The following is a 12,436-nucleotide window of genomic DNA, read 5'->3' on the forward strand; positions in this document are numbered from 1 at the left end:
GCCTAATTTCATGGCCAGGTTTTTTTCCAATTCTTTTGTCAATCTATCTCTAATATGGCGAGAAGTTACAAATTTTCCTTCTTTACCAAAGAACGGAGAGTCATTGATGGTAAACAACATACTCATTGTAGGCTCATCAATGGCAATGGTTTGCAAAGCTTCAGGATTGTCAAAACAAGCGATGGTATCACCAATTTCAAAACCTTCAACTCCTATTATGGCACAAATATCTCCAGCAATTACTTCTTGCACTTTTTTACGGCCAAGACCTTCAAAAGTATGCAATTCTTTAATTCTTGATTTTGTTATTTTTCCGTCTCTTTTTACCAAAGAAATTGGCATTCCTTCTTTCAAGACCCCTCTTTCAAGACGACCAATGGCGATACGACCTGTAAAAGAAGAGAAATCTAATGATGTAATCAACATTTGTGGCGTTCCTTCAGAAACTTTTGGAGCAGGAACGTTTTCTATTACCATATCCAATAAAGGCTCGATATTTTCCGTGATAACATTGAAGTCATCAGACATCCAGTTGTTTTTGGCTGAACCATAAACCGTTGGAAAATCCAATTGCCATTCTTCTGCACCTAATTCGAACATTAAGTCGAAAACTTTTTCGTGAACTTCTTCAGGAGTACAGTTTTCTTTATCCACTTTATTAATTACTACACAAGGTTTTAGACCAAGGTCAAGTGCTTTTTGCAACACAAAACGCGTTTGGGGCATTGGTCCCTCAAAAGCATCCACAAGAAGACAAACACCGTCAGCCATATTAAGAACACGCTCTACTTCTCCACCAAAATCGGCGTGACCGGGAGTGTCAATAATATTGATTTTTGTTCCTTTATAAAGTACCGAAACATTTTTAGATGTAATTGTAATACCTCTTTCACGCTCCAAGTCGTTGTTGTCAAGAATTAAGTCACCGGTGTTTTCGTTGTCACGAAATAAATGACAGTGATACATAATTTTATCAACCAAAGTGGTTTTACCGTGATCGACGTGGGCAATAATTGCAATGTTTCTAATAGCTTCCATCTGATTTTTTTTGAGGTTGCAAAGGTACACTTTATTTTCATAAAAAAAATCTTTATGCAATAGTTTGCCTTTTCTTGACCTAAAAGCACTAAAACAAGCTATTTTAAATAAGTTTTGTTTGATGTTTAATAATTACCTTATAATTAATTATATTTGAATAATGAAAAACAGGACCAATCAAATAACCATAATCTATATTCTTATATCCTTATTGTTGGCTACTATTAGCCACAAAATGATTATAAAATATATTTCCCCGCAATCCCTACCAATTGCTAATTTCATAAAAGACATCATCTTTATATTGGGTTCAGGAATAATTCTTAAATATCTTTTATACAAGAATGACATTCAAAACTCTAAAGTTTTTGAAAAACTCAAGAAAACAAACGATGAAATCAAAGAATCCAATGAAAGGTATGACATCGTATCAAAAGCGACCAGTGATACTATTTGGGATTGGAAAATACAAGAAGACAGCATGACTTGGAATAAAGGAATTGAAAAAATATTTGGATACAATAAAGAGCATGTAGGCAACAGTTCCGAATGGTGGTTTGAAAATATCCATCCAGAAGACAGTATCAAAATGTCCATAAAACTTTATTCTTTCATAGAACAAAAAACTGAAAAATGGCAAGATCAATATCGATTTAAGTGTGCCGATGGTTCTTATAAATATGTATTGGATAGAGGATTTATACTAAAGGATGAAAATGGTAAATCAGTGAGAATGATTGGAGCCATACAAGACATAACCAAACAAAAAGAAGAAGAACAACGACTAAAACTCTTGGAAACCGTAATTACGCACACCAAAGATTCCGTAATTATTACCGAACCTGATTTATGTGACGGTAACATCCCTAAAATAGTATATGTCAATCCAGCATTTTCAGTCATGTCTGGATACGATTCGAATGAAATTATTGGAAAATCCCCAAACATCTTTAAAGGCCCGAATTCTGATAGCCAAGAATACAGCAAACTAGTCAGCGCCATAAAAAACAAAAAAGAAAGCCAAGTAGAAACCATCAGTTATACAAAAAACAAAGAAGAATACTGGGTAAACTTCTCTATGTTGCCTGTTTATAATTCAGATGGAGAACTTTCGCATTGGGTTTCCATACAAAGAGACATCACAGAACAGAAAAAACAAGAAGTAGAAAAAGAACAACTCATTCGGGAATTAACACAAAACAACAAAGATTTACAACAATTTTCTTACATAACTTCACACAATCTTAGAGCTCCGTTATCAAACTTAACCGGATTATTAAATTTAATGGAAGACATTCCTGTTGAAAACGAAGAACTAAAAGAAATTTTGGATGGTTTCAATAAATCAACCCATTTATTAAATGACACAATCAATGACTTGGTAAAAGTAATTATCATAAAGGACAACCCCTCCATCGAAAAAGAAAACCTTATGTTAAAGGATGTTTTTGAAGATGTTTTTAGTCAATTGGATTTTTTAATAGGTTTACACAAGCCAATAATAAAATTTAATTTTGAAGAAGTTTCCTTTTTAAACACGAACAAATCGTACTTGGAGAGTATTCTATTGAACCTCTTGACTAATGCCATAAAATACAAATCTGAAACCCGAAAATTAAAAATACACATTACAGCCAATCAAATTGACGATAATGTCATTTTGATTTTTAAGGACAATGGCATTGGAATCAATTTAGAACGAAATAGAGATAAAATTTTTGGTCTTTATCAAAGATTCCACGACCACCCAGACAGCAAAGGACTGGGCTTATATCTTGTTAAATCCCAAGTGGAAACCATGGGAGGAACCATCAACTTGGAGAGCAAAGTAGATGTTGGAACCACATTCACATTAACATTTAAAAATAAATAATAAATATGCTTGATTCAATTTTATTCATTGATGACGACCCCATAACACTGATGTTATGCAAAATGGTGACTAAAAAAGCCTCGTTTTCAAATGAAATAGCTACTTCAAAAAATGGAGAAGAAGCCCTTCAATATTTCGATACACTCAAAGAGATTGGTCCCAACAACGAGTTGAAGAAGCAGCCTCAATTAATTTTTTTGGATTTAAACATGCCAGTAATGGGAGGTTGGGAGTTTCTGGAAAGTTTCAGCACTTCAGAGTATGATGATTACAACAAGACAAAAGTCATTATTCTTTCCTCGACAATTGATCCGGAAGATTTAGAAAAATCAAAAAAATACCCAATGGTTATTGATTTTTTGTCAAAACCCATTTCGCAAGAAATGCTCGAATATGTAAAGGGCATAATTTAACAATAACACATAAAAAAAGCTCTCATTTCTGAGAGCTTTTTTTTAATGATATAAGTTGCAAATATTACAATTTAGCAACATGTTTCGTTAATTTAGACTTTAAATTAGACGCTTTGTTATCATGAATGATATTCTTTTTAGCTAATTTATCTATCATTGAGATTACGCTTGATAATTTTGAAGTAGCATCTGCTTTATCTGTAGCTAATCTTAATGCTTTAATTGCATTACGAGTAGTTTTGTGTTGGTATCTGTTTAATACTCTTCTTTTCTCGTTACTTCTAATTCTTTTTAATGCTGACTTGTGATTTGCCATTTTTTCTTTTATTTTTAATTGTAATAATTATTATAAACTATCAGTTAAAAAAGAAAAACCTCCCACAATTGTTTTTACAATCACTTTGGTTTTAACTAATAAAATAAAAACAGGAGACACCAATCTTTATTTTATAAAACTTATTTACAACTAATTGTAGTCCGTGGGGGAATCGAACCCCCCTTACCAGGATGAAAACCTGGCGTCCTAACCGATAGACGAACGGACCATTATGCTTATATTTTCAAATATTTATACTCATTTTGATGAGTTTTGTAGTCCCTGGGGGAATCGAACCCCCCTTACCAGGATGAAAACCTGGCGTCCTAACCGATAGACGAAGGGACCTACTTGCGTATTGCGGATGCAAAAATACAACTATTTTCTATTCGCACAATAGCTGAAGTATGTTTTTTTGTTTTTTTTTAATAAGCCTTCGCAAACAACACCCTTCCAACCGATGAATTACCAGTAAAAACGCAGCTTCCCGCCTCTTCTACTCTATCCAAAGGAACACATCTTATGGTTGCTTTAGTAATTTCCTTGATCTTTTCTTCCGTCTCTGCCGTACCATCCCAATGTGCTGAAACAAAGCCTCCTTCGCCGTTTAAAACTGTTTTAAACTCCTCAAAACTGTTTACTTCGGTGATGTGGGAATTTCTGTAATCCAAAGCTTTTTGGAACAAATCTTTTTGAATTTGCGCCAACAAATCGCTTATGTAAGTCACGATTCCGTCTTTAGTAACCACTTCTTTGGACAAAGTATCCCTTCTAGCCACCTCAAAAGTTCCATTTTCTAAATCTTTTGGACCTACTGCAATTCGAACCGGCACACCTTTCAATTCCCATTCTGCAAATTTAAATCCTGGTTTCTGGGTTGTTCTATTGTCAAATTTCACGGAAATATTTAGTTTCTTGAATTCCGAAACCAATTCATTCACAACAATGGAGATTTCATTCAATTGTTCCTCCGTTTTATAGATGGGAACAATTACCACCTGAATTGGTGCCAAAGTAGGAGGCAAAACCAATCCTTGATCATCGGAATGTGTCATCACCAATGCTCCCATCAATCGAGTGGAAACTCCCCAAGAAGTTCCCCAAACGTGTTCTTGTTTCCCTTCTGCATTGGCAAATTTCACGTCAAAAGCCTTAGCAAAATTCTGCCCCAAGAAATGTGAAGTTCCAGCCTGCAAAGCTTTTCCGTCCTGCATTAAAGCTTCAATGCAATAGGTTTCTTCGGCTCCAGCAAAACGTTCTGTTTCGGTTTTCAATCCTTTTATCACTGGAATTGCCATAAAATTTTCGGCAAAATCGGCATATACATTCATCATTTTTTCAGATTCTTCAACCGCTTCTGCTTTTGTTGCATGTGCCGTATGTCCTTCTTGCCACAAGAATTCGGCTGTTCTAAGAAACAATCGTGTTCTCATTTCCCATCGCACAACATTGGCCCATTGGTTTATCAGCAACGGTAAATCTCTGTAGGATTGAACCCAGCCTTTATAAGTTGACCAAATTATGGCTTCACTTGTGGGACGAACGATTAATTCTTCTTCCAATTTTGCATTGGGATCAACCATTAACTTGCCTGGATTATCAGCATCGTTTTTTAATCTATAGTGAGTCACGATGGCACATTCTTTGGCAAAACCTTCCGCATTTTTCTCTTCAGCCTCAAACATGCTTTTGGGAACGAACAAAGGAAAATAAGCGTTTTGATGTCCTGTTTCTTTGAACATTCTATCTAATTCTGCTTGCATTTTTTCCCAGATTGCATAACCATAAGGTTTGATAACCATACAGCCTCTAACTCCTGAATTTTCAGCCAAATCGGCTTTTACAACCAGCTCATTATACCATTTTGAATAATCTTCTGCTCGTGTGGTAAGGTTCTTGCTCATATTGAATAGTTTGGCACAAATTTTGTTTTTATTTTTTTTAACTGAATAGTTCAGCAAAACTAACTATTTTTGTAATGTGCAACAATAAAATATCCCACAGATATGAAAACTAATATTTTTTTCTCCCGAAATGCTGCCTTTTATTCATTAATTGGATTTTTAAGCCTTCTTGCAGCATCATGTGGTTCGTATCAAAATAGTTCCTATTATGATACCGATGGAATATATGGAAATACCGAAAAAGAAGTTCAGGAAATTTCAAGCAATCGTTATAAAGAATATTTTAAATCTTTGCAAACCGAAAATAACATCACTAACGACACTGTTCAAGTTTCAAATCAAGACTATCCTAGCTGGGGAAGCAATCCCACAACAACTTCTGTAAATATATATACTGAACCTTGGAGTATGTCTATTGGTTTTGGTCTCGGTTTTAACTATCCTTATTATGGCTATGGTTATGGATGGGGCTATCCTTATTATGGATACAGTTGGGACTATCCTTATTATGGTTATGGATGGGGTTATCCTTATTATGGATACGGCTATCCTTATTACGGCTACGGTTATCCTCACTATGGACACGGCTATCCTTATTATGGATATAGCTACAACAATAATTATTCTTATAATTCCAGTCGAAGAGGTTCTTCTTATGCCAATGGAGTTTATGGCAATAATAGATATTCTCAAAATCCTGCCAACACTACCACCAGAGGAACGAACTACACTAATTTTAGAAGAGGTTCCACAAATAGCAGGACAAGAGACGATTCTTCATTTATGACGAGAGATTATTCAACGTCTCAAAATAATACTTCGGCACGAACAAGAACGAATGCCAATACAAACACCAATGTAAACACTAACAGTTCCAGAAGCCAAAACTATACTCCCACAAGATCCTATAGCCCAAGTTCAAACAGCAATTACAGTAGCGGAAGATCATCTGGCGGCGGCGGAACATACAGTGGCGGCGGAAGATCAACAGGTGGCGGTGGAAGAAGATAATTACTTTTAAGTTTTGTAAAATAAAAAAGACAACTCTAATCAAACTAAACATGAAAAAATACATATTCCTGCTATTTGCCGGTTTCACTTTCAGCGCTGCACAATCACAAGAAATAATCGACGCTGTTCGTTATGCACAAGACAATTTAAGCGGAACGGCACGTTTTAGAGCTATGGGCGGAGCGTTTGGAGCTCTTGGCGGTGATTTATCCTCAATAAACATAAATCCGGCAGGTTCTGCCGTTTTTTCAAACAACCAAATTGCAGCAACCTTAAGCAATTTTAACGTAAAAAATAATTCCAATTATTTCGGAACCAATACTTCGATTAGCGATAATTCTTTCGATCTGAATCAAATTGGAGGTGTATTCGTTTTCAAAAACCAAAATTCAAATAACAACTGGAAAAAAATCTCCTTTTCAATAAATTACGAAAACACGAATAATTTTGATAATTCCATCTTTTCTTCCGGTGTGAACCCAACAAATTCAGTTGATGGCTATTTTTTAAGTTATGCAAATGGCGTGCCTCTAAGTGTTTTGGACAACTCCAATTATGGAGAACTAGATAACGGTGGACAACAAGCTTTTTTGGGTTACCAAGCCTATATAATCAATCCTGTTGACAACACAAATCCGAATAATTCACAATATGTTTCGAACGTAACTTCGGGAGGAAATTATTATCAAGAAAACGGTATTTACACTAATGGATACAACGGAAAATTATCCTTCAACATGGCCTCTTCTTATCAAGACAAATTGTATTTCGGGATAAACTTAAATTCGCATTTCACTGATTTCTATCGTTCTACCAGTTTTTACGAAAGAAACAACAACCCTTTGGGTCTCGATTATACCGTGAAAAATTTACGTTTTGACAATAATTTATATACCTACGGAACAGGATTTTCTTTTCAAATAGGGGTTATTGGAAAAGTCACTACCAATACACGTTTAGGATTAGCATATGAATCGCCAACTTGGTACAACTTAAGCGATGAATTTTCTCAAAATTTAGCTGCCGTGAGTGCCAATTCAGGAGGACAATTACCTGCAGATGTAGTCGATCCACAACTTGTCAATTATTATGCACCATACAAATTACAAACTCCAAGCAAGTTTACGGGAAGTTTTGCCCAGATTTTTGGAAAAACTGGATTAATTAGTATTGATTATTCTATAAAAAATTATGGAAACACTAAATTTCAACCCAAAAATGATGTCTATTATAGAGGCTTGAACAGCGAAATGAACAACATTCTCAGCACTTCGGGTGAATTAAGAATTGGTGCCGAATACAAAATCAAGGAATGGAGTCTTAGAGGCGGATATCGTTTTGAAGAAGGTCCATACAAAAACTCAAATACAATAGGTGATTTGAACAGTTTTTCTGGAGGATTGGGCTATAACTTTGGCGTATTCAAATTAGACGTTGCTTATGCTTATGCAGAAAGAAATTCGCAACAAGGATTTTTTACCCAAGGATTTACTGATGGAGCCAAAATCAATACCAAAAACAATAACGTTTCAATGACCTTGTTGTTTGAATTGTAAAATATCAAACATTAATTTAACAGAAAGCCATTTCATTTGAAGTGGTTTTTTTGTTAAAAAATATACGAATAAACTTAGGCAAAAAACAAAAAAGATTGTACTGAATAGTAGTAGTGAACATTCCTAAAAAAATAAAGGTTTGTACTTCTTAAAATAAAAATTGTAATTTTGCAAAATTCCCAAATTATAGGGATTATAAATCTATGAGAACCAAATCTTTAAAAAAGAATAAAATTAACGTAATCACTCTTGGGTGTTCGAAAAATGTATATGACAGCGAAGTACTAATGGGTCAACTTCGAGCCAGCGGAAAAGATGTCGCGCACGAAGAAGAAGGAAACATCGTTGTCATCAATACCTGTGGATTCATCGACAATGCCAAAGCAGAATCCGTAAACATGATTCTGGAATATGCAGACAAAAAAGAAAAGGGAATAGTAGACAAAGTTTTTGTCACTGGATGTTTGTCGGAACGCTACAGACCCGATTTGGAAAAAGAAATTCCCAACGTGGACCAATTTTTTGGCACCACCGAATTACCTGCATTACTAAAAGCTTTGGGAGCCGATTACAAACACGAATTATTGGGAGAACGCTTGACAACGACCCCAAAAAATTATGCTTACCTCAAAATTGCCGAAGGTTGCGATAGACCTTGCAGTTTTTGTGCCATTCCATTAATGCGCGGAAAACACGTTTCGCAAACTATCGAAAAATTAGTCAAAGAAGCCGAAGGTTTGGCTAAAAACGGCGTAAAAGAATTGATTTTGATTGCGCAAGATTTGACGTATTACGGCTTGGACATATACAAAAAAAGAAATCTTGGCGAATTATTGGAAGCCTTGGTAAAAGTCGAAGGAATCGAATGGATTCGTTTGCATTACGCCTTCCCTACCGGTTTCCCGATGGATGTTTTGGAAATTATGAAGCGTGAGCCAAAGATTTGCAATTATATTGATATTCCGTTGCAACACATTTCGGATTCTATTTTGAAATCGATGAAGCGTGGCACAACAAAAGTAAAAACAACCAAATTACTGAAAGAGTTCCGCGAAGCAGTTCCCGGAATGACCATCAGAACCACTTTAATCGTTGGTTATCCTGGCGAAACGCAAGAAGATTTCGAAATTATGAGGGATTGGGTTCAAGAAATGAAATTCGAAAGACTGGGTTGTTTTACCTATTCACACGAAGAAAATACCAGTGCTTACGATTTGGTTGACGATGTTCCAGATGACGTAAAACAAAGTCGTGCCAACGAAATTATGGAAATCCAATCACAAATTTCCTGGGATCTGAACCAAGAGAAAATTGGCAAAACTTTCCGGTGTATTATTGACAGAAAAGAAGGTGAGCATTTCGTGGGACGAACTGAATTTGACAGTCCTGACGTGGACAATGAAGTTCTTATCGATGCTTCCAAACATTACGTGAAAACCGGGGAATTTGTTATGGTTAAAGTTACGGATGCCACAGAATTTGATTTATTTGCCGAACCTATTTAATTTTAAAAATATAAACCATGAAAACAACTCACTCATTTCTAGTTTTTCTATTTATGTTGTTATCCATTACCACGGTTTCTGCCCAATATGGCGGATATGGCTATGGCAACAATGGCTACGGCAGAGGTGGCGGTTATAATCACGGTAGCGCCATGAGCCAAATGAGTGGTGGAATGAATCAAGGTGGACAGCCGGAAAAACCAAAAGAAGTTCCAGTTGAAGAGACTGTTGCCTTGTTGATTGAACAAATGAAACCAGCCCTAAATCTTGATGAACTTCAAACAATCGCTATATCCAACGTTCTAAAAGAAAGCCTAAGAGCACAAGGAGTTTTGCTCAAACAAGACTTCAGCAATGAAGATCAAATAAAAAATTTTCAAGCACTTTCAGAAACTACGGATAGAAAAATAAATCAATTTTTAAGTCCAGAGCAAAGAGAAAAATACATTGCTTTTAAAGAAGACAGGAAAAACCAGAAAAAATCTAAAGATAAATCTAACGCAAAAGAAAAAGCTAAAGAGAAAGAGAAAGAGAAACAAGAATAATTTATTGAACACTAAACACATTCAAATAGCATGAAACATTTTACAAATAAACCTTTTTTTTACCTGCTTTTGGTAGTTATAATTACTTCTTGTTCTACAAATCCATATAAAGCAAGTGAAAAATCATACAAGCAACAGCTTGGAAATTACAAAAAAAAGATATCAAACATGGACGCTGCAAAGTTGGAAACTAGCAGCACCACAATATTGCCGTCGACTGAACCGGCACCGGTAGATCCTCTGGTACTTTACAAAGATACTTTGTCCATAAAGGCACCCATAACATTACAAAATGGCATCAGTACTGAATGGATCAGCACCGTCAATTTTAATCTTAGAAAACCAAATTTTATCATAATTCATCATACCGCACAAGATTCCTTGGCACAAACATTGAAAACATTTACAATCACAAAAACTCAAGTAAGTGCACATTATGTAATTGCCAATGACGGAAGAGTGGTGCAAATGGTCAATGATTATCTTCGAGCTTGGCATGGAGGAAATGCGATTTGGGGTAGAAACAGCGACATCAATTCGGCATCAATAGGAATTGAATTGGACAATAACGGAATCCAACCTTTTTCCGACAACCAAATCATAAGTCTTTTGGCTTTGTTGACAAAACTTAAAAAGGATTATAATATTCCTGCGCAAAACATTCTTGGTCATGCAGACATTGCACCAACCAGAAAAAAAGACCCGAGTGCTTTGTTTCCTTGGAAACTTTTGGCAGTAAATGGCTTTGGAATTTGGCCCGATGATGTTTTGGAACAAGCGCCACTTGACTTCAATGCAGAACAAGGTTTAAGAATCATTGGATACGACACAAAAAATCTTCCTGCTGCCATTACCGCATTTAAACTTCATTACATTCAATCAGAAGTTGATGCCGTTTTAGACACTAAAACCATTAATACTATTTACAATATATACAAGAAACAGTAATTAGTTTAAAATAAAGTTAAAAGCGGTCTTTTGAATTACACAAAAGGCCGTTTTTTTTTTAATGCAAATGCAGAAACTTAAGTTGTTTCTTTTCATTCATTATCTATTCTTCAAATAAAAGCATGTCAGGATTTACCAACATAACAATACATTATGCTTTAATTGAATAAATTATTGGCCAATTCAATACCAATTAGAAATAAAAAAACTGCCAAAACACTAAATAGCATCTTGGCAGTAAAAAAAAATTATCTATTAAACACTAATTAATTAGAACCCATAAACCACTGCTAAAACAACTTGAGAAGCAGCTTTTGCAGGAGCCATATCAGAGTCAACGAACAATGCTTCATCAGAATTACTGTCAAGTCTGAACTCTGGAATAAAGGTAAATCCACCCGCTTTTAAATTAGCAGACAAAGTTAAAGCAGTTACATCTGTATCGCCTGAACCTTCTTTATATTTAAAATATTCACCACGCAATCCTAAACCAAAGGTTTCGCTAATTGCATAAGAAGGATAAAAAGCCACACCTGTGTAACCAACATCTCCTTCATTTGAAAAATCAGCAGCATTGAAACCCAATTTAAATTTTTCAGAAAGTTGGAATGATGCCGTTAAGTCAAAAATAGTTCCACTCACGGAACCATCCATAAAGTTAAGATACGCACTAACACCTTCTGTTGCGAAAGACAATTGGCCTCCTATGGCATTTAATCCTTTTACCGGATCAGCTTTGTATGAATTCCAAGAATCATTAAACAAACCCAACATCACGCCAAATTTATCAGACACTGCATAATTTGCTTTAACACCAGCATTTTGAAATGGCCCGCTGGTAAACAAATAAGAAGTAGAATAATGAAAATTAGCCAAAGGAGAGATCACCTCGTAACCAATAAAAGTTCCCATATAACCTGCAGTCATGCTAAACTTGTCCGTGAATGCATACGTAGCATACAAGTTTTGAATATGAAATGAATTGACATCAGTTCCATCACCATTTGGAATTGATTGATATTGTCCTCTTGGTCCAAAAGAGACTTCCCCCACAAATGACGCTTTTCCTGTAGTTTTCTTTAATGCAATATCGAGCATCCCCAAAGAAATCGAGTTTTGGTCTGTTGCAAAACTAGTTTTAATGTTTTGCATTTTTGAAAAATCATACTTGTAATACAAATCAGCAGATCCTGAAATCTCTAATGGTGTTTCTTTTGGAGTAGTTTCTTCAGTAGTTTGTGCAAATGTCATGCTTGTCGTTAGCATTAATGCTAAAATTAGTCCTGCTTTTTTCATGTTTATTTTGGTTTAATTATTAATTTGGTTT

At 35.3% G+C, this 12,436-nt stretch carries 11 protein-coding genes and 2 tRNA genes; 7 read left to right on the forward strand and 6 right to left on the reverse strand.

Annotation, left to right across the window (positions count from 1 at the left end):
- A partial coding sequence (locus C0430_RS09870) for a GTP-binding protein (RefSeq protein WP_290869032.1) occupies positions 1-1,038 on the reverse strand: 1,038 nt, incomplete at its 3' end.
- Between the two features lie 235 nt (positions 1,039-1,273).
- Here C0430_RS09870 and C0430_RS09875 point away from each other — a divergent pair.
- Both C0430_RS09875 and C0430_RS09880 read left to right on the forward strand, forming a co-directional pair.
- Positions 1,274-2,911, forward strand: coding sequence for a PAS domain S-box protein (locus tag C0430_RS09875; protein WP_290869034.1), 1,638 nt, complete (start codon positions 1,274-1,276; stop codon positions 2,909-2,911).
- Positions 2,912-2,916: 5 nt separating this feature from the next.
- Positions 2,917-3,324, forward strand: coding sequence for a response regulator (locus C0430_RS09880; protein WP_290869036.1), 408 nt, complete (start codon positions 2,917-2,919; stop codon positions 3,322-3,324).
- A gap of 64 nt (positions 3,325-3,388) precedes the next feature.
- Here C0430_RS09880 and rpsT read toward each other — a convergent pair whose 3' ends face one another.
- The 4 genes from rpsT to proS all read right to left on the reverse strand — a co-directional run bounded on the left by rpsT (position 3,389) and on the right by proS (position 5,544).
- Positions 3,389-3,640, reverse strand: coding sequence for a 30S ribosomal protein S20 (gene rpsT / locus C0430_RS09885; RefSeq protein ID WP_290869038.1), 252 nt, complete (start codon positions 3,638-3,640; stop codon positions 3,389-3,391).
- A gap of 157 nt (positions 3,641-3,797) precedes the next feature.
- Positions 3,798-3,869 (reverse strand) — tRNA-Glu (locus C0430_RS09890).
- Between the two features lie 47 nt (positions 3,870-3,916).
- Positions 3,917-3,988, reverse strand: a tRNA-Glu gene (locus tag C0430_RS09895).
- Positions 3,989-4,065: 77 nt separating this feature from the next.
- Positions 4,066-5,544: a proline--tRNA ligase gene (gene proS, locus C0430_RS09900; RefSeq protein WP_290869040.1), complete on the reverse strand. Its 1,479-nt coding sequence runs from the start codon at positions 5,542-5,544 to the stop codon at positions 4,066-4,068.
- Positions 5,545-5,646: 102 nt separating this feature from the next.
- Here proS and C0430_RS09905 point away from each other — a divergent pair, with 102 nt between their 5' ends.
- The 5 genes from C0430_RS09905 (at position 5,647) to C0430_RS09925 (ending at position 11,109) form a co-directional block, all read left to right on the forward strand.
- A complete protein-coding gene (locus C0430_RS09905) occupies positions 5,647-6,555 on the forward strand; it encodes a hypothetical protein (RefSeq protein ID WP_290869042.1) in 909 nt (302 codons plus the stop codon).
- 50 nt (positions 6,556-6,605) lie between these two features.
- A complete protein-coding gene (locus tag C0430_RS09910) occupies positions 6,606-8,111 on the forward strand; it encodes a transporter (protein WP_290869045.1) in 1,506 nt (501 codons plus the stop codon).
- 203 nt (positions 8,112-8,314) lie between these two features.
- Entirely contained in the window at positions 8,315-9,616 is a 1,302-nt protein-coding gene (rimO, locus tag C0430_RS09915; RefSeq protein ID WP_290869048.1) for a 30S ribosomal protein S12 methylthiotransferase RimO, read from the forward strand.
- 17 nt (positions 9,617-9,633) lie between these two features.
- Entirely contained in the window at positions 9,634-10,161 is a 528-nt protein-coding gene (locus tag C0430_RS09920; protein ID WP_290869051.1) for a hypothetical protein, read from the forward strand.
- A 30-nt stretch (positions 10,162-10,191) separates the two neighbouring features.
- Entirely contained in the window at positions 10,192-11,109 is a 918-nt protein-coding gene (locus C0430_RS09925) for an N-acetylmuramoyl-L-alanine amidase (RefSeq protein ID WP_290869057.1), read from the forward strand.
- A gap of 270 nt (positions 11,110-11,379) precedes the next feature.
- On the opposite strand, the gene C0430_RS09930 is transcribed toward C0430_RS09925, so the two are convergent.
- Entirely contained in the window at positions 11,380-12,405 is a 1,026-nt protein-coding gene (locus C0430_RS09930) for an outer membrane beta-barrel protein (protein ID WP_290869063.1), read from the reverse strand.
- Positions 12,406-12,436: the final 31 nt, after the last annotated feature.

Origin of the sequence: Flavobacterium sp. (genome assembly GCF_013823965.1) — a bacterium.
In the GTDB taxonomy this organism is placed as follows: Bacteria; Bacteroidota; Bacteroidia; order Flavobacteriales; family Flavobacteriaceae; genus Flavobacterium.